Raw genomic sequence first — 24,439 nt, 5'->3', positions numbered from 1 at the left:
AAAACGGGAATTTTAGCATGACCGACAAGGGTTTATCCAATTACGGCAAACGCCCGATGAAACAGATGGTTCACTGGGGCCGTGACGATGAATTATGCTCTGTCACTTCCTTCGCCAGCAGTTCGGATAGTTCTGGTTTGCCAAATGGAGGGGTCTCTGTTGCCATGAAATACCGCCAAGACAACGATGCGGCTTTCCTCCGCACGAAAATAAACGCTGTACGGAAAATGATTGGCGACAACACGCCGAATGTCCTCACGAACAACGGCAAACTGGAGAGGGTGTTCAGATGCCAGCGACACGCAACGGTCAATCTCGGTCATGAAGTCAAGAGCAAGGCCAACTCGTTTGGTCTCATACCACGCACTTGCTTCGATGAACTCTGCACTGGCGGCACGATGAAAAGTGACGGGCAGGCTCATTGCCTGATTTTGGCAAGAGCGGCTGCTTTTACTTCGCCCCAGGAAACCACATCGTTTGGATTTGCCAGGTGATCTGCGAGGCGTCGGTCAAGTTCCGTTTTCTGCGCTTCGGTCAACGATGGCGCGGCACCACGACTAACGATACCGTCCCAGATGGCTTCAGCCAGTTCGATCTGCTCGTCGATGTCGAGCACACGAGCTTGCTGCAAGAGTGGCGTGTTCATGATCTGGACTCCATTCAAAACTAACGAGGCAATTCTAGCTCGCATCGCTACTCTATGTCGAACGTATGGGGCGCGCTTTTGCGCAACCCCGCTTGAGCACAGGGTTGGCGTCATTGGTGGGACTCCAATTGGCCGCACCAGTCAATGTAGGGGGTGATACACAAACGTCGTTCAGTCAGCTTCTTTTTTTGTCGCGCCCTGAACCGCGCCACCCGACTGTAGCTCCGAGCGCAACATCCCGATCTCCCTGCGCAGTTCCTGTATATCGTGATGCATTTCGTGGCGCAGCTTTTTTTCATCCTCGCCCACGAAAAAGGCGGAAATGCTCGCGGTGACCAGAGAAAGCACGGAAAACCCGACGATCACCATGATTACGGCCAAAAAGCGCGCGGGTGTGGAAGTCGGAACAAAATCTCCATAACCCACGGTCGCGCCGGTAATGAAGGCCAGCCACAAGCCTTCGCCGAAGCTGTGTATCGTCGGCTCCAGCCAGTAGAATCCTGCACCAGCGACGGTCAGGGCGATAATGCCGAGGATAAACGCGTAGGGAATGGCGTTGGTGGAGAGCAGGGTGCGCACGGATGTCAGCAGACGCGCCACGACCAGGGCCACGTAGGCAATTCGCAACAGACGCACCAGCGGCAGCCAATCGCTGGGCAGGCCGGCCAGGCCAAGTCCTGAGGCGCCGATAATCAGGGCATTGAGCCAGTTGTATTTCAGATAAGCCAGCTAGTCATGGCACAGGTACAGCATCCATGTCGTTTCAAGGCTGAAGGCCAGGAAAATGAACATGTCCAGTTCCCAGCCGATGTGTTGCAGGGGCGCATTGCTTTGCAGCACCTCCAGATAAAAGGCTGGCAAGGCGAGCAGCGCGACGACCACCATGATCCAGTGCAGGCGATGCTCCCAGACGTAGGCGCGTGGATTGTCGTGGGGCGGCACGCCCCCCATACCGAACCAGCGGCGCAAATCCATAGCCATGCAAACTCCTTACCTTCCCAGTTTCTCCGGATTTTACTATGGATCGCCCCCTCAACGCGCTCCCAAGTTGCCCACGCTATTGCTATCATTCGCCTGGTCTGGTTCCGGAAACTGTCCGCATGAACAATATTGCCGTGCGCGCTCTGGGATGGCTGCTGGTCGCCATTCTGGGCGCCTTTGCCCTGAGCGGCATCGCCCTTAACCGCGGCGAATCGATCAACGCCATCTGGCTGATCACCGCCGCCGCCTGCGTCTTTGCCCTGGCTTACCGCTTCTACGCCGCCTGGATTGCCGCCACCGTCCTCACCCTGGACGAAACCCGCGCCACCCCGGCGGAACGCTTCGACGACGGGCGCGATTTCGTTCCCACCAACCGCTGGATCGTGTTCGGCCACCACTTTGCCGCCATCGCCGGCCCCGGCCCGCTGATCGGCCCCACCCTCGCGGCGCAGTTCGGCTACCTGCCCGGCACCCTGTGGATTCTCATCGGCGCGGTGCTGGGCGGCTGCGTGCAGGACATGACCACGCTGTTCTTCTCCACCCGGCGCAATGGCCGCAGCCTGGGCCAGATGGCCCGCGACGAACTCGGCCCCATCGGCGGCATCGCGGCGCTGGTGGGCACCCTGATGATCATGATCATCCTCATCGCCGTGCTCGGGCTGGTGGTGGTCAACGCCATGAAACACAGCCCCTGGGCCACTTCCACCGTGGCCGCCACCATCCCCATCGCCATGCTGGTCGGCCTTTACATGCGCAGCATCCGCCCCGGCCGGGTGCTGGAAGGTTCGCTTCTCGGGCTCGTCCTGCTCCTGCTGGCCGTGGCCGGAGGGGGATGGATCGACGGCAACCCTGTACTGCGCCCGCTCTTCGATCACCCCGGCCTGACCCTGGCCTGGTTCGTCATCGGCTACGGTTTTCTCGCTGCCATCCTGCCGGTATGGATGCTGCTGGCGCCGCGTGACTATCTTTCCACCTTCATGAAACTGGGTACCATTCTGCTGCTGGCCATCGCCATCATCGTCATGCAGCCGGAAATCAGGATGCCCGCCGTGACCCAGTTCATCGACGGCAGCGGCCCGATCTTCGGCGGCAGCGTGTTCCCCTTCGTGTTCATTACCATCGCCTGCGGCGCGGTTTCCGGCTTCCATTCTCTGGTGGCTTCCGGCACCACACCCAAGCTGCTGGCCAATGAAAAAGATATCCGCATGATCGGCTATGGCGGCATGCTGCTCGAATCCTTCGTCGCCATCATGGCCATGATCGCCGCGACCGTGCTCGACCCCGGCGTATTCTTCGCCATCAACAGCCCGGCGGGCGTGGTCGGCAAGACGGCCGCCGAAGCCGTCGCCACCATCTCCTCCTGGGGCTATCCGGTCAGCGTGGCACAGATGGAACAGCTGGCGCGCGACATGGGCGAAACCACCCTGTTCGCCCGCACCGGCGGCGCGCCCTCGCTGGCGGTCGGCATGGCCAGTATTTTCGGCAGCGCCTTCGGGCAGGGTATGCTCGCCATGTGGTACCACTTTGCCATCATGTTCGAGGCGGTGTTCATCCTCACCACGCTGGATGCCGGCACGCGTGTCGGGCGCTTCATGCTGCAGGATTTCCTCGGCAACCTGTGGCCGCGCCTGGGCCAGACTTCGTGGTATCCCTCGGTGATTCTCAGCTCCGCCGTCATCGTTGCCGCCTGGGGCTATTTCCTCTATATCGGCGTGATCGACCCCAACGGCGGCGTCAACATCCTGTGGCCGCTGTTTGGCATCTCCAACCAGATGCTGGCGGCCATCGCCCTGTCGGTGGGCACCGGCATCCTGGTCAAATCCGGCAAACTCCGCTTCGCCTGGGTCACCGGCATTCCCCTCACCTGGCTCGCCATCATCACCAGCAGCGCCGCATGGGAAAAGCTCACCAGCGCTGACGTGCGCATCGGCTTCTTTGCCGCAGCCAACGACCTTGCAGCCAAACTGGCATCCGGCAAACTGCCGCCGGAGAAAGCCGCCGTCGCACCCCAGCTTATCTTCAACCAGCAACTCGACGCCTGGCTGACGCTATTCTTCGTCATCCTGCTATGGGTCATCATCTTCGACATGCTGCGCGTCTGCGGCCGGCATCTGCGGGGCAAGCCGGTGCCCCCCTCCACCGAATCTTCACATGAGCCCAGCCGTCTGGTGGAAAACTGGGTGCGCGACTGATGTGGCGTAAATTCTGGCCGACACTGCGGCGGCTGAGCGGCGACGATGCTTATGAGCGTTACCTTGCCCATCACGCCCAAGCCCACCCAGACGAACCGGCGTTAAACCGGAAAGAATTTTTTCAGCGCGAGCAGGAAAGAAAATGGAGCGGAGTCCGGCGATGCTGCTGAAACAGACGCCCGATTATTTGACGCCTTTATGTATAAAAGGCATAATTTGCGCCCTCGGTGGACCATTCCATGGTCCATTTTGGGCGGTTAGCTCAGCGGTAGAGCACTGCCTTCACACGGCAGGGGTCACTGGTTCGAACCCAGTATCGCCCACCAAATCACCAAGGGGTCAGGACTTTCCTGACCCCTTTCTCGTTGCGTCGGCTCTTTCGCGGAAAAGCTGGAATAGATCTAGTTCAATTGCGGGAGAAAAGCATGACTGATTCTGCCTGGCACGAACTGGCGCTGCTGCTGTGTTACTGGCTGGCTTATTTTGTCCTGCATTCCGTTTTGGCCTCGCTCGGGGCAAAACGCCGTGTAGCCGCCGTTCGCCCTGCACTGATGCCGATTTACCGGTTGGCATTCAATGGCCTGTCCGTGCTGCTGCTGTTGCCGATCCTGTGGCACATGTTTCAGCATCCTGGCCCGATGCTATGGCAGTGGCAAGGGGCCGAGGCATGGCTGGCGAATGGGCTCGCGCTTCTGGCCTGCCTGGGTTTTGTCCGCTCACTGAAATATTACGATACCCAGGAGTTTCTGGGCCTGCGCCAGTTACGCTCGCACACGCGGAACGTGGAAGACCAGGAGCATTTCCATCTCTCCCCTTTCCACCGCTTCGTCCGCCACCCCTGGTATTTCTTCGGGCTGGTTCTGGTCTGGACGCGCGACATGAATGCTTCGCTGCTGTTGTCCGGCGCAATGATCACGCTTTACTTCATCATTGGCTCCAGGCTGGAGGAGAAAAAACTGCTGATCTACCACGGGGACATTTACCGGCGCTATATGGAACGCGTGCCCGGCCTGCTCCCCCTGCCGTGGAAATTCCTCAGCGCCGGGGATGCGCAGGAACTGCTGGAGCAGCACTCAAGCAAATAATCCTATTAAAAAGCAGTTAACCACGGAGTTCACGGAGAACACGGAGTAAAAACAACAGATTGCATGATGTTTGGCAATCACCCGTTGGGTGAGGCCTTAAATGACCGCAAACTGCCTTTCTCCGTGCCCTCCGTGGTTATCGAACTGAGGTTTCTAGGATAATTCCAGGCTCTACCCTGCCCCCCCAGACCAGCAATCTGGTGGTCAGTTTCTCCGGCCGCCCAGTGGGGTACGGCCCAGAACAGGGGATGCGGGGACATGCTTGAATTCGTGCGTTTCTGCCTGACTTGGCAGCGCTTTCAGCGGCTCGGCAATGGGCATCGTTTTGGCATTTTGCGCATCCCTGATTATCGCGGCCACATCACCCGAAAGAACACCGCCTTCTTCTATGGTTAATGCGCCGTAGCGAATTTTTCCGATAACCCTTCCTGAAGCATAAATTACCAATTTCTTGCTTGCGGTCAACTCTCCCTCGAACAGCCCCCTTATTTCTGCCACCTCTATTTCAGCCTTGCCCGAGAACACCCCGCCTTCAGCGATGCGAATGTCACGGCTGTTCATGGATGCCTCGACGCTGCCTTCAACCACCAGAATTTCGCAATCGGTAATTTCCAGGCCTTTAAGCTTGATATTCGGACCCACGATCAGTTTATTGCCTTCTTCACCCGGTGCCGGTTTTTTGGGGGGCGCCGGAGTCTCTGGCTTGATTTCCAGCGGCGCCTTGGGAGGTTCCGCAGCCTGATTGTCAATTTCGTTGAAATTGTTTTTGGCCGTAGCGTGCATAAAAGTTTTAAACATGATTTATTCCTTCTTGAAATTTGCGTCCCGATAAGTGCCGCCAAGCCGTCCTGGTTGTTGAATCAAACAGCCGGTGATCAACGGGATATCGGGTTAATGCGAAATTGCGCAGCCAGCTGCACAGTAAAGGCATTCCGGCGCATTGGAGGCAACAGCTCTGGGTTCCTTGCGAACCTTCGCGGTCTTGCGGTGAAATGCCGTTTTTACGTTAAAAAAAGCTTTGGGCGCGGGCGTTATTGCACTGGGTAAAACCCAACCACGTGTCTGGAATATAGCGCTCTATTTATCCATTGCGGATGAAGAATAGTTAACCATCAGTTTAATTGGGGGGGGAGAAAAACGTGACAGCGGCGCGCAGGGCGGCCGAACAGGGCACCTGCTTGAATTACATTTCGGTTTCTTTATCTGCCGGGTACCGGTTGTAAATCGCCACAAACTCATCGATATTGGCGAGGAATATATCTACCAGCCGTGGATCAAAATGTATGCCGCGCTGTTCGCCAAACCAGTCAACCACTTTCTCGGCTGACCATGCTTCCTTATAAACGCGTGGCGAATAAAGCGCATCAAAGACGTCGGCCAGCGCCACGATGCGGCCAAAGACATGGATATTTTCACCGGCCAATCCCTGCGGATAGCCGGTACCATCCCACTTCTCCTGATGCTGGTGGGCAATAATGCCGGCCGCGACCAGCGTGTCGCGCTGCGAGTGCTTCAACATGGCGTAACCGATGGCGGGGTGGTTCATCATGATATTCCGCTCTTCTTCGGTGAAGCGCCCGGGCTTCATCAATACATCATCGGGAATCCCGAGTTTGCCAATATCATGCAGAGGTGACGCTGCGGCGATCAACTCCACCTCTCTCGGCGTCAACTCCGCCTTCTGCGCCAATAGCTGGCTGTAGAGCGAAACGCGCCGGGTATGATTGGCGGTCTCATGGGATCGTTTCTCTTCGATCACGCCCATGGTGTAGATGGTCTCCCGCAGCGTGCTTTCGATTTCGTCATTGAGGGCGAGCAGTTCCTCATTCTTTTTTTGCAGCATGTCCTGATGGGCAATAATCTCTGTATTGAAGAGGTTAATCTCATCGGCGACATTGGAAAACTCGCGGCTATCGAATTGATCCGGACTCACCGGCTGATGCTGCATGTAAGCAGTCTTGGCGTTATCAATAAGCGTCTCCAGCGGCTGCTGAACATGATTCCGGATGGTGCGGGCAGTGTTCACGAAGACCAGCGCAAAAGCCACTATGGATAGCGCCAGCAAACCCACCATTACCCATAAAGCATGATTTCGATACTCTTTGACATCAAGCTCAATATCTATCCCGCCAAGCACTGTACCCTCGGCAACATTATGGCAGGTGAGGCAGTTGAGCCCTCCCTGTTGCGATGCGATGTAGGGCACGATGACGCGGGCAGTTGGCTGGAGCGAAAACTCATTAAGGATAAATACCGGTTGTTTGGTATCAAAAGCCTGTTTGGCGATGCCATCCGCGACCTGCTCCTGGGCCTTTCCCGGACCAAACTGCCTCGTAACCACATCTCCACGAATAATGTTCAGGGTATTAACATGGAGCAGGTCCTTGATCTCGTCCAGATAGTAATCTCGCCGGTCCATAATGCCCGCCTTCATGTGGGCGGTCAGACCGGCCTTGACCAGTTCGGCATGCGCCAGCGCCTGGTTTTCGATGGCTTGAGTAGAGAGAGAACGGAAATTAAGTCCTGTGATCAGCAGCAATACCAGCGCCAGAACCGACAGCACATTGACCAGACTCTTGACCGTGATGGTTTTAATGCTTGGTTTTATTAACATCAATGACTGCCTTGCGCTCAAATGTCGGAATCCCCCTGAGGCAATGACCACTTGTTCAGTGGCTCCTTAACAGGGGTCAGTTGGAGCACTGCAATAAAACAAACTACTTCGCTTCAGGAGAAAAAACCCCACTCCAGCCACTGGTCGCTATTTTCAGCTGATCAGAGCCGATCCTTGTCAGGGTGAATTTTCCACCGTTGCCTAGCGCATAGCGCAAAACCCAGTTGGCCGCCGGCCCCAAGCGAATATCCTTTCCGCTGAAACGGGTTTCGATATCCGTTCCTGTTTTGCAAATGACCCCCGTGCTCTCCGCCCAAAGGCCTTCTCTGGTTTTGATGAATTCAAGAAGGAGATTTCCCTTGTTTTCACGGATTGAAACCACCAGGGGCTTCCCATCATCCATCGAGGTCTCTTCCCATTTCAGGGGGAAAGCCTGATCGGAAAGCATAACTCTCAATTCACTGATCGTAGTGGCGCATGTTTGCGACTCACGAGCTTCACTATTCAAGGGCAGCAGCAAGGGCAGCAAAAGCAAAACAAATTTTCGGCACATGGCAAGGCTCATATGATTTGGTGCGCGGAGAGTGAAGGGCATTCTACCCACATTAAAAGAAAACGGCCTAGCGAATTAGCTCTAAGCCGTTGTTTTTTCGGCAGTCGGCGTGACAAATCAATTTAGAAATGTAGCCTGGATTTCGCCACCCGAAAGCAGACAGACTCAAAGGACAATCATCGACAGACCGACACCATGCGATCACTCTGGTGCATCTGGATGCCACCGGCAGCAATGGCCGAGGAGCGGTCATTCCCTGCGGCAGCCTTGATCGACCGTTCATGGCGCAATGCTCTCTGACCGGCTTGGATTCACCCAAAAACCACGCAACGTCACCTTTTGATGAAGTACCAGTTTTATGTAAAATCACAAAGATTCTGGAGTGTCTGGCGCAAATAAGTTGATCCCCTCATCTTTGGCGATTGCGATGATTTTCTGTTCCATTTGCGGTAAATTCTGTTCGACGATGTTCCAGATGAGTGTCAAATCGACGCCTAGATATTGGTGTGCCAGAAAGTTCCTGGTAGCGGCGATTTGCGGCCAGGGTGTTTCGGGGTGTGAGGCCGTCAGGCTATCGGTTCCCAAATCCTTGACGGCTTGGCCGATGACTTCGAGGTTGCGGATAACGGCGTCTTGGGTTTTGCGGTCTTGAAAGAAGGCTTCCTTGCCTGCCTGCACGTATTCATTGATCCAGCCGATGCAATCGTAAATGTGGCGGATATAGACGGAGCGGTCTTTGGTCACAGAGGTGCAGCCTCGTGGAGGATGCGATCCTTTAGGTAGCGATTGATGCCGTTGGGGGTGAGCACGTCCACTTTCCTGCCGATGGCCTTCTCGATGTCCTGCTGCAGGCCGATCAAGTCGAACAGGCTGCGTGTTTCCTGCATGTCCACCAGAAAATCCACGTCGCTGTCTTCCCGGTCTTCACCGCGAACAACTGAGCCGAACAGGCGGACATTGCTTGCCCCGTGCTTGGCAGCAAGCGCCAGGATTTCGGCCCTTTTGCTTTGTAGGATATTGAGTGTACTGATCATTTTCTTATTGTAGTTTAAATCATATCGTTGAACACTCATTGCGACAGATTTATGCTGCCACGAGTATTTAGGAGCGCCTGATGCGAGAGACGACGCGTACCGAGAGACGGTGGCCAGCTTCGAGTACATCGAGGCTTCCTACAACCGGAAACGGTTGCATTCGACCCTCGGCTACAAGTCGCCAGCTCAGCTCTTGAATGACTGGGTCAGTGCTCCGAATGAGGAAAAACTGGTAGCATGAAACCCACCTCTTGGAAGACGAAAAACCGGGGAAACGCTTTTGAACTCCTTCGCGTTTCATTGCGCTCCTTGCGGTTCAACTGTTTTTCCCAGGATAAAATGAAAAATACGGATTACCTGCAGCGCAGCCTGCATTCGGTCTGGCACCCGTGCAGCCAGATGAAACAGTTCGAGACGCTACCGCTCATTCCCATCGCCCGGGGCGAGGGCATGTGGCTGTATGATTTCGAGGGCGGGCGCTATCTCGACGCCATCAGCTCGTGGTGGGTCAACCTGTTCGGCCACTGCAACCCGCGCATCAATGCAGCGCTCAAGGACCAGCTCGACCGGCTGGAGCATGTCATCCTGGCTGGCTTCACGCATGAGCCGGTGATCCAGCTTTCGGAACGCCTGTCGACTCTGACCGGCCTGGGGCACTGCTTTTACGGCTCGGATGGCGCTTCGGCGACCGAGATTGCGCTGAAGATGAGCTTCCATTACTGGCGCAACAGCGGTCAGCCGGAAAAGACCCGCTTCATCAGCTTGCAGAACAGTTACCACGGGGAAACGATTGGCGCGCTTTCGGTGACGGATGTCGCGCTGTTCAAGGACACTTACGCCCCGCTGCTGCGCCAGAGCACCCAGGTGCCAACGCCGGACTGGCGCCACGCCGAAACCGGGGAATCGCCCCGGGATTATGCCATCCGCTGCGCCGGCCACCTGCGCACCCACCTCGAACAGCACCATGCCGAAACGGCTGCCTTCATCATCGAACCGCTGGTGCAGGGTGCGGCGGGAATGGGCATGTACGACGCCGAATATCTGCGCCAGGCGCGGGCAATCTGCGACGAGTTCCAGGTCCACCTGATCGCCGACGAAATCGCCGTGGGTTTCGGCCGCACCGGAACAATGTTCGCCTTTGAGCAAGCCAATGTGCCTTCATCGGCAGATACGCATGCCGAAACCGCGTCCCCTTCCCGCACCCGGCGCTCCGCGCCCACCGAGTCCGGGGACAGCGTTTCTTGCCGCACCGGAACAATGTTCGCCTTTGAGCAAGCCAACGTGCCTTCATCGGCAGATACGCATACCGAAACCGCGTCCCCTTCCCGCACCCGGCGCTCCGCGCCCGCCGAGTCCGGGGACAGCGTTTCTTGCCGCACCGGAACAATGTTCGCCTTTGAGCAAGCCAACGTGCCTTCATCGGCAGATACGCATGCCGAAACCGCGTCCCCTTCCCGCACCCGGCGCTCCGCGCCCGCCGAGTCCGGGGACAGCGCTTCTTGCCGCACCGGAACAATGTTCGCCTGCGAACAAGCCGGCATCCGGCCCGATTTCATGTGCCTGTCGAAAGGTATCAGCGGCGGCTACCTGCCGCTCTCTGCCGTGCTGACGACGGATACTGTGTTTCAGGCCTTTTATCACGACGAAACCGCAAAAGGCTTCCTGCATTCCCATTCCTACACCGGCAACGCGCTGGCCTGCCGCGCCGCGCTGGCGACGCTGGACATTTTCGAGCAGGATGGCGTGATCGAGGCCAACCGCGCCAGGGCCGCTTACCTGACCCAGGCGGCACAACCGCTGCGCGACCACCCCAGGGTAAAGAATTTCCGCCACACCGGCATGATCTGGGCGTTTGAAGTCGAGAGCGGCACGCCGCACTTTTCGCGCGCTTTCTACCAGCAGGCGCTGCAACACGAATTGCTGCTGCGCCCCATGGGCAACACGGTGTATTTCATGCCGCCCTATATCATCAGCGAAGCTGAAATCGACCTGCTGATTGCCCGCACCCTCAAGATTGTGGATTGCGTATAATCACAAGCCTAAAAACCGCCACAGAGAACACAGAGAGTCCTTATCGGCGCGACAGGCGACGCCCCGCCAATCTCTGGTTTTTTCTCTGTGAACTCTGTGTTCTCTGTGGCTAAGTAAGTTTTCAGGATAATCCGCCCCATGCTAGTCCTCGGCATCGAATCCTCCTGCGACGAAACCGGCGTCGCGCTCTACCACACCGAACGCGGCCTGCTCGCCCACGCCCTGCATTCCCAGGTGGCGATGCATGCCGAATACGGCGGCGTGGTGCCGGAACTGGCCTCGCGCGACCATATCCGCCGCGTGCTGCCGCTCACCCGCCAGGTGCTGACCGAAGCCGGCTGCACCCTGCAGGACATCGAGGGCATCGCCTACACCGAAGGACCGGGGCTAGCCGGCGCGCTGCTGGTGGGCGCGAGCATTGCCGCCGCGCTGGCTTTCGCGCTCAAGGTGCCGACCGTCGGCGTGCATCATCTCGAAGGGCACCTGCTGGCCCCGCTGCTGGAGGAGAATCCACCCGAATTTCCCTTTATTGCCCTGCTGGTCTCCGGCGGCCACTCGCAGCTGATGGAAGTGACCGGCATCGGCCAGTATGCCACCCTGGGCGACACGCTCGACGATGCCGCTGGCGAAGCCTTCGACAAGACCGCCAAGCTGCTGGGACTGGGTTATCCGGGCGGCCCTGCGCTATCGAAGCTGGCGCTGCAGGGCACGCCGGGGCGCTTCACCCTGCCGCGCCCGATGCTCAAGAGTGGCGACCTGAACTTCAGCTTCAGCGGCCTCAAGACCGCAGTCCTGACCCTGGCCAGGCAACAGACGATGGACGGGAAACTTGATGAACAGACCCGCGCCGATATTTGCCTGGCCTTCCAGGAAGCCATCGTGGAAGTGCTGACCAAAAAGGCCGTTGCAGCACTCAGGCAAACCGGCCTTTCGCGCCTGGTCGTGGCGGGCGGCGTGGGCGCCAACAAACAGCTCAGGGACAGCCTCAGCCATGCCGCGGCCAAAAAGCGGTTCGAGGTGTTTTACCCCAAGCTGGAATTCTGCACCGACAACGGCGCCATGATCGCCTTTGCCGGCGCGATGCGTCTGCGGCATGAAGGCCGCCGCACCATGAACTTCCCCATCAAGCCAAGATGGGATCTGGAAACGCTGGAAGCGCCGAGCTAGTTATTTGGATGTAGGTCGGGCTTCAGCCCGGTATGTGTCGGGTTAAAACCCGACCTACATTTCAGGAAACGCCGAACTAACGCTTCAACTGTGCCGCCCAGTGCAACAGGGTTTCGCTGCCCAGCCAGCGCCCGAGATATTCCGGGAAGAACAGCAGCGCCCCAAAGACGAGCAGAACCACCGCCACCAGCGCGTGGCTGAACAAGCTCTCCGGCCGCAGGATGCCCCAGTATTTCATGGTGAGAAAGACGAAATCCTTGCGGTGCTCGGACATGCGGCGGTACTTGATCACCATGTTGACCAGCAGATACACCAGATAGCCGCCGCCAAGCGAGGCGAACACGATGCGGAAGATGCCCAGCATGTCCACGCGGCCTTCTCCGACACGGTGAAACATCAGCGACAGAATGCCCATCGCCAGAGAGGCCGTCACCGCGATCAACACGTTGGCGATCAGGCGGCGCCGCTCGCGCGCCAGGTCCTGCTGACGCTGAATAAAAAACGCATCTACTTCATGCTTGAGGTACTCGACCTTTTCCTGAATCAGGGAGGTGATTTCGGACTTCATCACACGGGTGCGTTCGTCCATGGCGACGCCCAGGCGATCCGCCGCGTAATCCACCATTTCCCTCACGTCCGACTTGGTGAACTGACGCTGGCTGTGCAGTTCGGCTGAAATCTTGTCGAGCTTGGCATCGACCTCCCGGCTCGCGCCCAGCACCACTTCGCGCATTTCGCCGCTCGCCTGGGCAATGCCTTCTCGTACCACGCCATCCAGCTTATCGCTGGCGTGGTCAATCGCAGTGCGGGAAACCTGCTCCAGGTTTTCCCGCGCATAGTCCATTTCTTTCTGGAACCAGGTCATGGCTGTACCTTTACTCCGGCGGAGAATCACCCGGTTTCGGCTTCCCGCCCAGACGGGTTTCCTTGCCGGACAACAGGTTCTGGATATTGGATTTGTGGCGCCACACCAGCAGCAACGAAAGCAGCAGGACCGCCAGGCTATAACTGTTGGCCCCGAGTATCGTGATGCCATAGAGCGGCGCAAAACCCGCTGCAATCAGCGCGGAGAGGGATGAAGTCCGCCACATGTAAGTCGCCAGCAGCCAGGTAGCAAGCACCGCCAGCCCCATCCACACATTGAGCGCCAGCAGGATGCCCAGCGCCGTGGCAACCCCCTTGCCGCCGTGGAAGCCAAAAAATACCGGGTACACATGCCCCACGAACACCGCCAGCGCCACGGCGGCAATCCCTGCCTCCCCGACACCATAATCAGCGCCGAATTTGAATGCCAGGAATACCGCCAGCCAGCCCTTGGCCGCATCGCCCAGCAAGGTCAGCGCCGCGGCCAGTTTTTTCCCGGTGCGCAATACGTTGGTAGCCCCCGGGTTCTTCGAACCAAACGAGCGCGGGTCGGCCAGGCCAAATGCCTTGCTGACAATGACGGCAAAGGAAAGCGAACCGATCAGGTAGGCGGCAACAACAAAAACTATCGAGGGCATAACAAATCACTTAAAATCGCAAGCTTCGAATTTTACGGCAAAACAGGGCGCACGCGTAATGGGCGCGCCCACATACCATGGACATCATTTTTCTTAGCGAATTCAGGGCCGAGACCATTATCGGCGTTTACCCATGGGAACGGGAAGTGCCGCAGACCATTCAGCTCGACCTGGAAATCGGCCTGCCTCACAGCCGTGCCGGCATCAGTGACGATGTGGCGGACACCATCGATTATGGCAAGGTGGCGGAGCGTATTCAGCAGGTGCTGGCCGAGAAACATTTTCTGCTGGTAGAGGCGCTGGCGGAACATATTGCGCAACTCGTGATGCAGGAATTCGGCACCCCGTGGATCAGGGTCAGCATTACCAAGCTCGGCCTCATTCGCGGCGTCAAGCGCCTGGGCATTACCATTGAGCGGGGCTCGAAATCCTGAGCGGATTTTTTCCCGATGTACCGAATACCGTACTTATCGCCGCGTTACTGATACTTTCGCTGGCCTATTTCATCCGCGGTATTTCAGGTTTTGGCTCGGGTCTGATAGCGGTACCGTTACTGGCGCACCTGCTGCCTTTGCAATTTGTTGTACCGTTCATTCTGCTGCTCGATTTCACCGCTTCGGCGGTGATGGGCCACAAGGCCAAACAGCACGTCAACTGGAAGGAAATCCGCCCCCTGCTCCCCTTCAGCCTGATCGGAATCGGGCTGGGCGTGGCACTCTTGATCAAGCTGCCCATGGAGCCCTTACTGACCGGGCTGGGCCTGTTCGTGATGGTCTTCGGGGTGCGCAACCTCCTCAATCTGCATGGCGACAAACCCGCTTCGCAATGGTGGGCGATCCCCGCGGGGCTGACCGGCGGCACGGTGGGCGCGCTGTTCGGCACCGGCGGGCCGCCTTTCATCATTTATCTTTCCCATCGTCTGCGCGACAAGGTCGAGCTGCGCGCCACGTTCTCGGGCTTGTTTCTGATCGACGGCGGGGTGCGCCTGATCATGTTCCTCGTCACCGGCTTGTTGCTGCAACCCGGCCTGCTGCTGGCTTACCTCGGCGCCCTGCCGATCATGGCCCTTGGCCTGAAAATGGGCCACAAGATCCATCTTGGCCTTTCCAACGAGCAGATGCTCAGGCTGATCGGCACTTTGCTGCTGGGAAGCGGGGTTTCGCTGCTGTGGAAGGCCTGGGCGTAGCCGCGCAAAAATGAAGAGAAGCTGCGGGGAATAAATAACGGCAGATAATGCCATGACCGCAACCCCCCTCAATCCCCCCTTGTCAGGGGGGAGGGCTCCATTGCCCCTCCCCGATCTGCTCCTCCCCTGACAAGGGGAGGCCGGGAGGGGTTAGGAGTTCAGGCAATGCCGGGATTGCCCTTCACGCCCACCAGCTTGGGCATGTTGAGTTTGCGCGGCGTGATCACTTTCTTGTCGCGCAGCCACGTTGACACCACATCCCAGACCGGTTCGCCCGTGACGCCTTCGCCCACTGGCGCCCAGCCAGCCACTTTGTAGGTTTTATTCGGGCTGACAGGCTTGCCCTTGAGCATCATGTTGCTGATGCGCTTGCCGATTTTCTGGCGCGGATCACAGGTGTACTGGATACCGCCCACGCGCACCATGTCGCCGCCCTGCTGGTAGTAGGGGTCCTCGTTGAAGAGGTTGTCGCACACGTCTTCCATGATGGTCTTGATGGTTTCGCCGCTCATTTCGGTCAGGGTGGTGGCCGGATAGGTGATGGCGGTCTGGTCCATCAGGCGTTCCATGGTAATGGCTTCGCCCGGCAGCAGCGTGGTGCCCCAGCGGAATCCGGGCGAGAAGGCCGCATCGGCGCCCTTCACATCCATCAGCGCGTCCAGGATCAGCTGGTCGAATGTGCCGTTGAAGTTGCCGCGGCGGTAGAGCAGGTCCTCGGTGACTGCCAGTTTCTCGTTCAGTTTGGCTTCGTAAGGCGCGCGGTGCTTGTTGATCAGCGCCGTCATGGCCGGATCGGCCTCAAGCAGGTTGGAGAATATTGGCAGCAGCTTGTAGCGGTAATCCACCACCTTGCCATTCTTTACATCGAAATCCAGCACGCCGAGGAACTTGCTGTTGGAGCCGGCGTTGGTCACCAGGGTCTGCCCCTTGGCGTTCTTGACGATGGAGGGCGCGGGGATGCCGTCGTGGGTATGGCCGCCCATGATGGCGTCGATGCCGGTGACGCGGCTGGCCATTTTCAGGTCCACGTCCATGCCGTTGTGGGACAGCACCACCACCACCTGGGCGCCCTTGGCACGCACTTCGTCCACGACCTTCTGCATGTTCTCGTCCTGGATGCCGAAGCTCCAGTCCGGCACCATCCAGCGCGGGTTGGCGATCGGCGTGTAGGGGAAGGACTGGCCGATGATGGCCACCGGCACGCCGTTGATTTCCTTCATGGTGTAGGGCTGGAAGACCTGGTCGCCGAAGTCGGTGGTCTTGATGTTCTGCGCCACGAAATCAATCTTGCCCTTGAAATCGTTGTCCACGATCTGCTTCACCCGCTCGGCGCCGAGGGTGAATTCCCAGTGGCCGGTCATCACGTCCACGCCCAGCAGCTTGCAGGCATCGACCATGTCCTGGCCGTTGCTCCACAGCGAGGTGGCCGAGCCCTGCCAGGTATCGCCGCCGTCCAGCAGCAGCGCGCCGGGGCGCGATGCGCGCAGCTTCTTCACCAGGGTGGAAAGATGCGCGAAGCCGCCGACTTTGCCGTAGGTTTTAGCAGCAGCGGAGAAATCGAGATAGGTAAAGGCATGCGCCTCGGAGGTGCCGGGACGGATACCAAAATTCTTGAGCAGTTTCTCACCCACCAGATGCGGCGCCCTGCCCAGACTGGAGCCCAGGCCGATGTTCACGTTCGGCTCGCGAAAATAAATCGGCGTCAGTTGCGCATGACAATCGGTGAAATGCAACAGGCTGACGTTACCGAATTTGGGCACATCATAAAACTGGCCGCCTTGTGCCGAGGCCAGTGCAAATTTGCTGTTGAGTGCAAATCCGGTGGCACTCGCTGCAGCCAGCAGTTGCAGAAATTCGCGGCGGTTCATGGACATGCAACGCTCCTATGCCTTTGTTTATACTATTTTTTTATATACCCAGAGATGACGGGCAAAAAAGAAGCCGCAGCACGAACGCGCCGCGGCCCACTGCGATTACTTGCGGAATACGGAAGCCTTGAGCGGCAAACCGTTGTCCAGATAGGACAGGAAATATTCCAGGTTGTTGAACTCTTCGCTGCCGGGTTCGAACGGTGTTGCGCGCACCTGGCTGTTGCAACCCTTGTAGCGCACCTGTAGCGTCGTCAGGCGCTCGCCGGCACGAAACACCGGCCAGTGAGTGGTTTGACCCAGAGTGGGGGATAATATTTCGGCGCGAATACGGTTGCCGGCATTATCCACATGGCAGGTAGCACAGGAGAAATTCAACTGGCCACGGCGCTGAAAGTAGAAATTCTTGCCATCCTCGTAAGCGGCCTGTGCCGCGGCGCCTTCAACCTTGACATTCATTTTCATGCCATCGGACAAGGTACGCGCATAGGCAGTCAGAATTCCCATGGTATTCACGTCCGCGAATTTGAACTCGGCTTCACCGTTGGCCTTGAGGCACTGGTTGATGTCCGCCTCGAACGTCACCACCTTGTTAAGGGATGCGTCGAAACGGGGGTAGTTCCCGGCCACGTTCTTTCCGCCATTCGGGAAACAGCTGGCAAAGGTCTTGCCATTCTTGAACGGCTTGTTCCACATCTCCTTGCCGGCTTCAATCACGCCTTCAAATGGAGGGAATTCCATAATGCTGTCATATTGCGACTTGCTGTCTTTATCCAGCGCCAGCGCGCCATAAATGTAATCCTGATGCTTGACCCCAGGCAACTTGCTCTTGAAATGGGCAATCATCTGCTTGCGGTCATCTTCGGGTCCGGCCTGCGCCGTTGCGCTTACCACCAAGCCCGCGCCCAGCAAGGCCAATGCGATTCTTTTCATACCATTCCTCCATCGGATGGGATAGGCCGGGAACCCCCGGCCCGCAGCTTGAATTAGCTGATTGCCGCTTCGTCCGTACGCTTGTCGCCCGTGTTGTCCACCCAGTTGATCACCACCATGTCTCCGGCCTTGACACCCTTGACCCTGAAGCCGAGGAAGGGGTTCTTGGCCACGGCGTAGCCCCACTGCGCGTCGAGCACCATCTTGCCGCCCACAGTGACGTTCACGGATTGAATGTGGTGTGCCGGAATCATTTTTCCGGTCTTCGCGTCCTTGCGCAAACCAGTTTCCATAATGTGGTTCATCAGCACTTTGATGTCTGCGGTATCACCCTTCATCTGGGCGCGGATTTTCATCGCTTCAGCCATTTTGATATCCTTTTAAATTTAGTAATTCAGTAATTCAGATCGCGGTTGCCAGTTTAATCACGTGGCCGCCAGGCCTGTAGCGCTGGCCGATCACGGGCAAACCGGCGGTCCGCATCAACCGCCGCAGCCACCGATCGTGACCTTCACTTCCTTGGATGCCATGTAAGACTTTCCGCCCGCCTTCACCACCACGGTGACGTTGGAGGTCTTGGCCATCTTGATGCGGGTGGATACAAAACCCTCGGCACCATTGGCGAAAGTAAAATCGGCGATCAGCGGATTGACGTTCTGATCCACAAATATCGCGATGTCGGTGGTGCCGGCAAGCTTGCTGGTCACTTCCACTGGCACCACGGCACCGTTTTCGGCAATTTCCGGCGCCTTGATCAGAATATCCGCGCTCTTTGCGGCGCCGGCGGCATGGATACCCTTCAAGGCATCATCAATATTCTTGGCTTCAAAGGCATTTTTGTTCCACTCGGCAGCCAGCACCTGGCCCGGTTTGAGCAGACCGGCTGCAATCGCCACTGCGACCGTACCGGCAGCGCCGGTGCTTTTCAGAAAAGTTCTACGCAACTGGTTCATGTTTGGAGCTCCTTACTAGATGTTAGAGAGTGTAAATAAAGTCCACGACCTGATCGATTTCCTGTTCGCTCAGGATCTTGTGCTTGCCCATGGGCGGCATGGAAGTATGTGGGTTTGCCACGGTAGCGTCCCATATCTGAGCACGCAACTTGGCACGATCCGGCCAGCGCAGCTTCATGGCAATCAGGGGCGGCGCAATCGACCCGGCCATTTCACCCTTGGTGCCGGGCATGGCATGGCAGGCAAGACAGTTGCCTTGTTTGTTGCTAAAGGCAATCTCCTGACCCGGCATGCCTGCTGTTGCTTCGGCCTTTTTTTCTTCAGCCCAGGCCGGAGCCGCCACGCTGACGCCCAGTACAAGTGCACCCATTAAAAGGGTAATGCGTTGACGCATCGTATCCTCCTCCATTCAGCTTTTTTATCCCATAGCGGATGCCGCCTAGCATACCGATTTTTTTTTGGGATGCAAACTAATAAAACATAAAATGTCTATATATTTCAATAAGTAGTATGAATGTACCAATCGCATGGGTACATTCCTGCGATATATTTCCAGTCGTCATGCCCATCACCCCGAGACGGCAAGCCCGCCACTTCGGCCAAACCACCAAACTGCTTAAAATATGTTTGTCAAACTCATGATTTTCCGTCAGAATTGTGCCAATTTTTCGCCCGCGTCAAGCGCAACCGCAAGGTTTTTTTAGCCCGCATCACAAAGGCTGTCCAGTTACATGATTAGCTACGACTATCCTCTTAACGAACGGGTTCGCACTTTATTGCGGCTTGAGGATTTGTTCGCCAAAGCGGAATTCTTTGCCTCCCAGGCGGAGACACTGGACCACCACGCCGCCCTGCTTTCCCTGTTTGAAATTCTCGAAGTTTCCTGCCGTGCTGACCTGAAAAGCGACCTGCTGCAGGAACTGGAACGGCAGAAACACGTGCTGGAAGCCCTGCGTCACAACCCCGCCATTTCGCAGGAAGCGCTGGACAGCTTTCTGGCGGACATCAGCCAGACAGCCGCCAAACTGCACGAACTGTCCGGCAAACTGGGGCAGCATATCCGCGATAACGAGTGGCTGATGAGCATCAAGCAACGCACCACCATTCCGGGCGGCGTGTGCGAGTTCGACCTGCCTTCCTACCACTTCTGGCTCAGCCAGGATGCAGAGACGCGGCGCATCGACCTGCATGAATGGCTCGCACCATTGCTACCGGTCTACAGGGGCTTGCAACTGGTGCTCAACCTGCTGCGTGACAGCGGCAAAACAACCCATCAGGTTGCCCAGCAAGGCGCATTCCAGCAAATGCTGGCGGGCCGCGTGGCACAACTGATACGCATCACGCTGAGCCGCGACATTCCATGCTTTCCCGAAATCAGCGCCAACAAATATGCCATCAATATCCGCTTTACCACGCTCGGCGGCATACAGAAGCCACGGGCCTGCGACCTCAGCGTCGAGTTCGACCTGACCTTGTGTAACTTCTAAGCAATATGCCTTCAGCACCCGCAAAACAACGCACCGCCCCCTGCCCGGTCTGCGGCAAGGCTTCGCCTTTTACAGCCGAAAACCCGTTCCGTCCCTTCTGCAGCCAGCGCTGCAAGCTGATCGACCTGGGACAGTGGGCCAACGAGGAATACCGCGTACCGGAACAGGAAAAACCGCTGCCCGACGACGACTATTGATACGGTTCGAAATTATCCAAGAAATCTCAGTTCGATAACCACGGAGGGCACGGAGAACACGGAGAACACGGAGAAGCGGGGTAGGCGGGGATGGGCGACTTGTCGCCCAACTCGCAAAGGCAGTTTGCGGTCATTTATGGCCTCACCCAAGGGGTGAATGCCAAACATCATGCAATCTATGGTTTTTACTCCGTGTTCTCCGTGAACTCCGTGGTTAACGGCTTTTTATAGGATTATCCAAGAATGTGTGTCGGGCTTTCTCGCCGGAACGAGATGCGAAGCATCCATTCCCGGCGGGGATGCCCTTAACGGGTACAGCCCGAGATGTCGGGCTGAAGCCCGACCTACATTCCTGAAAAAACTTGCCGGATCAATAGACTAGATTTCGGCCCGGCGGCGGGTCAGGGAGTGAAATCCAGATCTTCCGACCATGCCGTGCGCAGCATGGCAATCCCGTGCGCACCCATCTCCCTTGCCATGCCCAGCTGCTCCGCGCCCATCCCGCCCAGGGCATAGACCGGCAGCGGATAATCCCGGACCAGCGCGGCGAAACCATCCCACCCCAGCGTAGCCGCGCCCGGGTGGCTCCTGGTGGGCAAGACCGGGCTCAGCTGCACGAAATCCAGCCCGAGCTGCACCGCCCGCTCCAGCTCGGCGGCGGAATGACAGGACGCCCCCACCAGCTCGACCGGGGGGCGCGCATCCAGCGCCATCAGCGCCGCAGCGGTCAGATGCACCCCATCCGCCCCCACATTTATGGCCTGATCCACCCCGCCATTCAGCACCACGCGCGCGCCGTGCGCGCGTGCCAACGTCACGACCCCCTGCGCCACGCTCTCCAGCTGCGCCGGGGACAATGCCTTCTCGCGCAGCTGGATCAGCTTCAGGCCGCGCCCCAGCGCCCCTTGCAGCCGCACCATAAAAACCTCTTCGCCCAGCTCGGCAATCTGGCTGATGGCCAGGATGGGCGGCAATTCCAGCGCACTCAGAATCGGCCCGTTGGCGGGCAGCAGGGGCGCCACCTCGACCTGCTCCGGCGTCTGCCACGCCAGCAACTGGCCTTCCCGCCCATGCGGTTCGCCGCGCCAGTCCACGACACGGAAGAAGTGCAGCTTCACGCTGGCATGCTCATAGTCGAAATGCCGCACCAGCCATGGCCAGGCGCGCTCCACCTCGATCCCCAGCTCTTCGTGCAATTCGCGCTTCAGGGCGTGAGCAAGGGATTCCCCTGCTTCCACCTTGCCGCCGGGGAATTCCCAATAACCGGCATAAGGCTTGCCATCCGGCCGCCGCGCCAGCAGAAAGCGGCCATCCGGCTGCTGGATCACTGCCGCGACCACATCCACGATCTTTTTCTTGTTCATCACTTCGTCCTCAGCCCCATGCGCCCCGCCCAGTCGCGCGCGAACTGCCAGGCCGAACGGCCGCTGCGCGAACCACGCCCCAGCGCCCATTGCAGCGCCTCGCGCCTTATCACCTCGGAACCCACATCCTTCACGCCCAACTGGGCCAGCCAGTAGCGCGCGATCATCAGATACTCGTCCTGATCAAAGGGATAAAAGGACAGCCACAGGCCGAATCGCTCCGAAAGCGAAACCTTCTCCTCGGTGGTCTCACCCGGGCGGATGTCCCCCTCCACCGTGGTGGTTTCAAGATTTTCCGCCATGTATTCCGGCATCAGGTGGCGGCGGTTGGAAGTGGCATAGATCAGCACATTCTCGGATGGCGATGCCACCGAGCCATCCAGCGCCACCTTGAGCGCGCGGTAGCCCGGCTCGCCGGCATCGAAGGAAAGATCGTCGCAGAACACGATGAAACGCTCCGGCCGCAGGCACAGCAGCTCCACGATATCTGGCAAATCGGCCAGCTCCACGCGCTCCACCTCGATCAGGCGCAGCCCCTCGGCTGCATACTGGTTCATCACCGCCTTGATCAGCGAAGACTTGCCGGTGCCGCGCGCCCCGGTCAGCAAAACATTATTGGCCGGCAGCCCCTGCACGAACTGGCGCGTATTGCGGTCGATCTGCTTCTTCTGCTCCTCCACGCCCTGCAGATCGGAGAGGTGGATGTGATGCGGGTGCGCCACCGGCTGAAGAAAGCCCAGCCCGCCCCGCTTGCGCCAGCGAAATGCCACCGAGGCACCCCAGTCCGGCGCGGGCGGAGGGCTGGGGAGCACTTGCTCCACGCGCTGCAACAGGGATTCGGCGCGATTCAAAAATCGTTCAAGATCATTCATCAAATCGTATCCAAAGGGCTGGTGACGCCTCGGCCACCACGGTTCAAAACATGGGTGTAGATCATTGTGGTGGAAACATCGCTATGGCCGAGCAACTCCTGCACGGTGCGGATATCGTAGCCGCCCTCCAGCAAATGCGTGGCAAAGGAATGGCGCAGGGTATGGGGCGTGGCAGGCTTGACCAGATTGGCATCGCGCACCGCCTGCTTTACCGCACGCTGAATGGACTGTTCCAGCACATGGTGACGGCGCGCCTCGCCGGTACGCGGGTCGGTCGAAATGCCCGTCGCCGGAAACACATATTGCCAGCCCCAATCCCGTGCCGCGTTCGGATATTTGCGTTCAAGCGCATAGGGAAGATAAACACTCCCCATCCCCACCTCGCAATCCTGAGCGTGCAAGGCTTTTACATTAAGCAAATGCTCGCGCAAAGGATTCGCCAGAGCAACGGGCAACATCGTTACACGATCCTTAAACCCCTTGCCATCGCGGATCAGAATTTCCCTGCGAGAAAAATCCACATCTTTTACCCGCAACCGCAGGCACTCCATGATTCTCATACCGGTGCCATAAAGCAAGCTGGCAACCAGCCACTGCGTGCCGCTCAAGCGTGAAAGCACCGCCTGCACCTCTTGCCGGGTCAACACCACAGGCAGGCGCTTCGGTGCCTTGGCACGTTCCACGTTATCCAGCCAGGGCAACTCGACCTCAAGCACCTCGCGATACAGAAACAACAACGCGCTTTTGGCCTGGTTCTGCGTCGAAGCCGCCACCTTGCCCTCAACAGCCAAATGCGTCAGAAACGCCTCCACATCCGCCGCACCCAGTTCGCGCGGATGGCGCTTGTCAAAGAACAGGATAAAGCGTTTAATCCAATCCGCATAAGCCTGTTCGGTGCGGATACTGTAATGTTTGAGGCGTATCTTTCCCCGCACCTGATCAAGCAATTTAGGAGAAGAATTCTCTGATGTTTTTTCTGGCACCTTTAGGCCTTACTAAAATTGAATAACAGCATGATAATATGTATTTAATAAACAATCAAAAAGCCATGAATAAACGTTTGACGCAATATCTTGCGTCAAATAGGATGGCTATTTTACGTTCGGCGTCATCACCAAATCACAGTGATATGGCGTGTCCCATCCGCAAGAAATCGTGTACCCCGTTTGCTTGGCAAGCGCGGCTTCATCCAGAGGGCACAGGCAGTTGTTATCGGGCAATCCGTCCAGGCTAGGTATGTAGCACCCCATGCGCTGCATCAGATCGGACACAGTGCAAACGTAATCCGCTGTCCCGTCCGCTTTCAAAATCGCTATCTCTTTACACATTTCCACCCCCCAAAAACGCCGAACCCTACAATCAACCTGACCAGCCGATAAGGCCCGGCTGTCAGGTTATTTCCACGTTAGAGCGCATCCGAATGGACTCAACGCAGTTGTCACCAATACACTCGGCGGCCTTACCGTACCTGCTCCCTCGGTACGACTCCGCAACCTCCTCGCACGCCTTAGCGCACGCATCACGTTCTGATAATTGAGCAGCATCCCAAATTACACGGGCATTATCTTTTACGTCAACGTACATCCAGTTATCTTTTTCCCATTCATTAAATGTCATAAATTCTCGCTCCGTTGTAAAATGCGCTCTAACGATTAAGGTTAGATCGTGATCGCGAAGCGAGCCACGATCTGAACCGGTTGTTGGACAAGCCCGGTCCAGTCGTCAGCAAGAATTCCCTGGAAATATCTATTTGCATTTCACCGCGCCCAAGGGT

At 57.7% G+C, this 24,439-nt stretch carries 28 protein-coding genes, 1 tRNA gene and 1 pseudogene; 11 read left to right on the top strand and 19 right to left on the bottom strand.

The window, feature by feature from the left end; all coding sequences use genetic code 11:
• Positions 1 to 92: 92 nt before the first annotated feature.
• From WC392_12380 to WC392_12365, 4 genes are all read right to left on the bottom strand, one after another.
• A complete protein-coding gene (locus WC392_12380) occupies positions 93 to 422 on the bottom strand; it encodes a type II toxin-antitoxin system RelE/ParE family toxin (GenBank protein ID MFA5243161.1) in 330 nt (109 codons plus the stop codon).
• A complete protein-coding gene (locus tag WC392_12375) occupies positions 419 to 646 on the bottom strand; it encodes an addiction module protein (protein MFA5243160.1) in 228 nt (75 codons plus the stop codon). Before WC392_12375 ends, WC392_12380 begins: the two co-directional genes overlap by 4 nt.
• 171 nt (positions 647 to 817) lie before the next feature.
• Complete coding sequence (locus tag WC392_12370) at positions 818 to 1,366, bottom strand: potassium channel family protein (protein MFA5243159.1); 549 nt, start codon at positions 1,364 to 1,366, stop codon at positions 818 to 820.
• A 9-nt stretch (positions 1,367 to 1,375) separates the two neighbouring features.
• A complete protein-coding gene (locus tag WC392_12365) occupies positions 1,376 to 1,627 on the bottom strand; it encodes a hypothetical protein (GenBank protein MFA5243158.1) in 252 nt (83 codons plus the stop codon).
• A gap of 119 nt (positions 1,628 to 1,746) precedes the next feature.
• Here WC392_12365 and WC392_12360 point away from each other — a divergent pair, with 119 nt between their 5' ends.
• The 4 genes from WC392_12360 (at position 1,747) to WC392_12345 (ending at position 4,904) form a co-directional block, all read left to right on the top strand.
• Positions 1,747 to 3,819, top strand: coding sequence for a carbon starvation CstA family protein (locus tag WC392_12360; protein ID MFA5243157.1), 2,073 nt, complete (start codon positions 1,747 to 1,749; stop codon positions 3,817 to 3,819).
• Complete coding sequence (locus WC392_12355) at positions 3,819 to 3,989, top strand: YbdD/YjiX family protein (protein MFA5243156.1); 171 nt, start codon at positions 3,819 to 3,821, stop codon at positions 3,987 to 3,989. The genes WC392_12360 and WC392_12355 overlap by 1 nt, the downstream gene beginning before the upstream one ends.
• An 81-nt stretch (positions 3,990 to 4,070) precedes the next feature.
• Positions 4,071 to 4,145: transfer RNA gene (locus WC392_12350), tRNA-Val, on the top strand.
• Between the two features lie 99 nt (positions 4,146 to 4,244).
• Positions 4,245 to 4,904 carry a hypothetical protein gene (locus WC392_12345; GenBank protein ID MFA5243155.1) on the top strand — a complete coding sequence of 220 codons (660 nt, stop codon included), beginning with the start codon at positions 4,245 to 4,247 and terminating at the stop codon, positions 4,902 to 4,904.
• 204 nt (positions 4,905 to 5,108) lie between these two features.
• Here the strand turns inward: WC392_12345 and WC392_12340 are convergent, their stop codons facing one another.
• From WC392_12340 to WC392_12320, 5 genes are all read right to left on the bottom strand, one after another.
• A complete protein-coding gene (locus WC392_12340) occupies positions 5,109 to 5,702 on the bottom strand; it encodes a polymer-forming cytoskeletal protein (protein ID MFA5243154.1) in 594 nt (197 codons plus the stop codon).
• 385 nt (positions 5,703 to 6,087) lie between these two features.
• Positions 6,088 to 7,443, bottom strand: a complete 1,356-nt coding sequence (locus WC392_12335) for an HD domain-containing phosphohydrolase (GenBank protein MFA5243153.1) — start codon at positions 7,441 to 7,443, stop codon at positions 6,088 to 6,090.
• Between the two features lie 178 nt (positions 7,444 to 7,621).
• A complete protein-coding gene (locus WC392_12330; protein ID MFA5243152.1) occupies positions 7,622 to 8,083 on the bottom strand; it encodes a hypothetical protein in 462 nt (153 codons plus the stop codon).
• 354 nt (positions 8,084 to 8,437) lie between these two features.
• Positions 8,438 to 8,815 (bottom strand): DUF86 domain-containing protein, encoded by a 378-nt coding sequence (locus tag WC392_12325; protein MFA5243151.1) that lies wholly within the window; start codon positions 8,813 to 8,815, stop codon positions 8,438 to 8,440.
• Positions 8,812 to 9,105 carry a nucleotidyltransferase family protein gene (locus tag WC392_12320; GenBank protein ID MFA5243150.1) on the bottom strand — a complete coding sequence of 98 codons (294 nt, stop codon included), beginning with the start codon at positions 9,103 to 9,105 and terminating at the stop codon, positions 8,812 to 8,814. Before WC392_12320 ends, WC392_12325 begins: the two co-directional genes overlap by 4 nt.
• Positions 9,106 to 9,223: 118 nt before the next feature.
• On the opposite strand from WC392_12320, the pseudogene WC392_12315 reads away from it, so the two are divergent.
• The 3 genes and pseudogenes from WC392_12315 (at position 9,224) to tsaD (ending at position 12,303) form a co-directional block, all read left to right on the top strand.
• Positions 9,224 to 9,346, top strand: a pseudogene (locus WC392_12315) (IS3 family transposase).
• 98 nt (positions 9,347 to 9,444) lie between these two features.
• Positions 9,445 to 11,136 (top strand): aminotransferase class III-fold pyridoxal phosphate-dependent enzyme, encoded by a 1,692-nt coding sequence (locus WC392_12310; GenBank protein ID MFA5243149.1) that lies wholly within the window; start codon positions 9,445 to 9,447, stop codon positions 11,134 to 11,136.
• A 138-nt stretch (positions 11,137 to 11,274) separates the two neighbouring features.
• On the top strand, positions 11,275 to 12,303 hold the full coding sequence (gene tsaD, locus WC392_12305; GenBank protein ID MFA5243148.1) for a tRNA (adenosine(37)-N6)-threonylcarbamoyltransferase complex transferase subunit TsaD: 1,029 nt from the start codon (positions 11,275 to 11,277) through the stop codon (positions 12,301 to 12,303).
• 76 nt (positions 12,304 to 12,379) lie between these two features.
• Here tsaD and WC392_12300 read toward each other — a convergent pair whose 3' ends face one another.
• Both WC392_12300 and plsY read right to left on the bottom strand, forming a co-directional pair.
• On the bottom strand, positions 12,380 to 13,168 hold the full coding sequence (locus WC392_12300; protein MFA5243147.1) for a hypothetical protein: 789 nt from the start codon (positions 13,166 to 13,168) through the stop codon (positions 12,380 to 12,382).
• Between the two features lie 10 nt (positions 13,169 to 13,178).
• Positions 13,179 to 13,805 carry a glycerol-3-phosphate 1-O-acyltransferase PlsY gene (plsY, locus tag WC392_12295; GenBank protein MFA5243146.1) on the bottom strand — a complete coding sequence of 209 codons (627 nt, stop codon included), beginning with the start codon at positions 13,803 to 13,805 and terminating at the stop codon, positions 13,179 to 13,181.
• 77 nt (positions 13,806 to 13,882) lie between these two features.
• Between plsY and WC392_12290 the strand changes: the two genes are divergently transcribed.
• Both WC392_12290 and WC392_12285 read left to right on the top strand, forming a co-directional pair.
• Positions 13,883 to 14,239: a dihydroneopterin aldolase gene (locus WC392_12290; GenBank protein ID MFA5243145.1), complete on the top strand. Its 357-nt coding sequence runs from the start codon at positions 13,883 to 13,885 to the stop codon at positions 14,237 to 14,239.
• A complete protein-coding gene (locus WC392_12285; protein MFA5243144.1) occupies positions 14,233 to 14,991 on the top strand; it encodes a sulfite exporter TauE/SafE family protein in 759 nt (252 codons plus the stop codon). Before WC392_12290 ends, WC392_12285 begins: the two co-directional genes overlap by 7 nt.
• Positions 14,992 to 15,149: 158 nt before the next feature.
• Here the strand turns inward: WC392_12285 and soxB are convergent, their stop codons facing one another.
• The 5 genes from soxB to soxX all read right to left on the bottom strand — a co-directional run bounded on the left by soxB (position 15,150) and on the right by soxX (position 19,139).
• Complete coding sequence (gene soxB, locus WC392_12280) at positions 15,150 to 16,865, bottom strand: thiosulfohydrolase SoxB (GenBank protein ID MFA5243143.1); 1,716 nt, start codon at positions 16,863 to 16,865, stop codon at positions 15,150 to 15,152.
• A gap of 99 nt (positions 16,866 to 16,964) precedes the next feature.
• Complete coding sequence (gene soxA / locus WC392_12275) at positions 16,965 to 17,792, bottom strand: sulfur oxidation c-type cytochrome SoxA (protein ID MFA5243142.1); 828 nt, start codon at positions 17,790 to 17,792, stop codon at positions 16,965 to 16,967.
• A gap of 53 nt (positions 17,793 to 17,845) precedes the next feature.
• Positions 17,846 to 18,160 carry a thiosulfate oxidation carrier complex protein SoxZ gene (gene soxZ, locus WC392_12270; GenBank protein MFA5243141.1) on the bottom strand — a complete coding sequence of 105 codons (315 nt, stop codon included), beginning with the start codon at positions 18,158 to 18,160 and terminating at the stop codon, positions 17,846 to 17,848.
• Between the two features lie 114 nt (positions 18,161 to 18,274).
• A complete protein-coding gene (gene soxY, locus WC392_12265) occupies positions 18,275 to 18,745 on the bottom strand; it encodes a thiosulfate oxidation carrier protein SoxY (GenBank protein MFA5243140.1) in 471 nt (156 codons plus the stop codon).
• A gap of 22 nt (positions 18,746 to 18,767) precedes the next feature.
• Entirely contained in the window at positions 18,768 to 19,139 is a 372-nt protein-coding gene (gene soxX / locus WC392_12260; GenBank protein MFA5243139.1) for a sulfur oxidation c-type cytochrome SoxX, read from the bottom strand.
• A 337-nt stretch (positions 19,140 to 19,476) separates the two neighbouring features.
• On the opposite strand from soxX, the gene zapD reads away from it, so the two are divergent.
• Together zapD and WC392_12250 are read left to right on the top strand one after the other, a co-directional pair.
• Positions 19,477 to 20,232 carry a cell division protein ZapD gene (zapD, locus tag WC392_12255; GenBank protein ID MFA5243138.1) on the top strand — a complete coding sequence of 252 codons (756 nt, stop codon included), beginning with the start codon at positions 19,477 to 19,479 and terminating at the stop codon, positions 20,230 to 20,232.
• A 5-nt stretch (positions 20,233 to 20,237) separates the two neighbouring features.
• Positions 20,238 to 20,429, top strand: coding sequence for a DNA gyrase inhibitor YacG (locus WC392_12250; GenBank protein ID MFA5243137.1), 192 nt, complete (start codon positions 20,238 to 20,240; stop codon positions 20,427 to 20,429).
• A gap of 401 nt (positions 20,430 to 20,830) precedes the next feature.
• Here the strand turns inward: WC392_12250 and WC392_12245 are convergent, their stop codons facing one another.
• The 3 genes from WC392_12245 to WC392_12235 are packed head-to-tail and all read right to left on the bottom strand — an operon-like array spanning position 20,831 to position 23,612.
• Complete coding sequence (locus tag WC392_12245; GenBank protein MFA5243136.1) at positions 20,831 to 21,793, bottom strand: Nudix family hydrolase; 963 nt, start codon at positions 21,791 to 21,793, stop codon at positions 20,831 to 20,833.
• Positions 21,793 to 22,665, bottom strand: coding sequence for an ATP-binding protein (locus WC392_12240; GenBank protein ID MFA5243135.1), 873 nt, complete (start codon positions 22,663 to 22,665; stop codon positions 21,793 to 21,795). Before WC392_12240 ends, WC392_12245 begins: the two co-directional genes overlap by 1 nt.
• Positions 22,665 to 23,612: an integron integrase gene (locus WC392_12235; GenBank protein ID MFA5243134.1), complete on the bottom strand. Its 948-nt coding sequence runs from the start codon at positions 23,610 to 23,612 to the stop codon at positions 22,665 to 22,667. Before WC392_12235 ends, WC392_12240 begins: the two co-directional genes overlap by 1 nt.
• Positions 23,613 to 24,439: the final 827 nt, after the last annotated feature.

It is taken from the genome of Sulfuricella sp., assembly GCA_041651995.1.
Lineage (GTDB): Bacteria > Pseudomonadota > Gammaproteobacteria > Burkholderiales > Sulfuricellaceae > Sulfurimicrobium.
The sequence above is the reverse complement of the archived record's forward strand: the minus strand, read 5'-3'. Positions and strand labels throughout refer to the sequence as shown.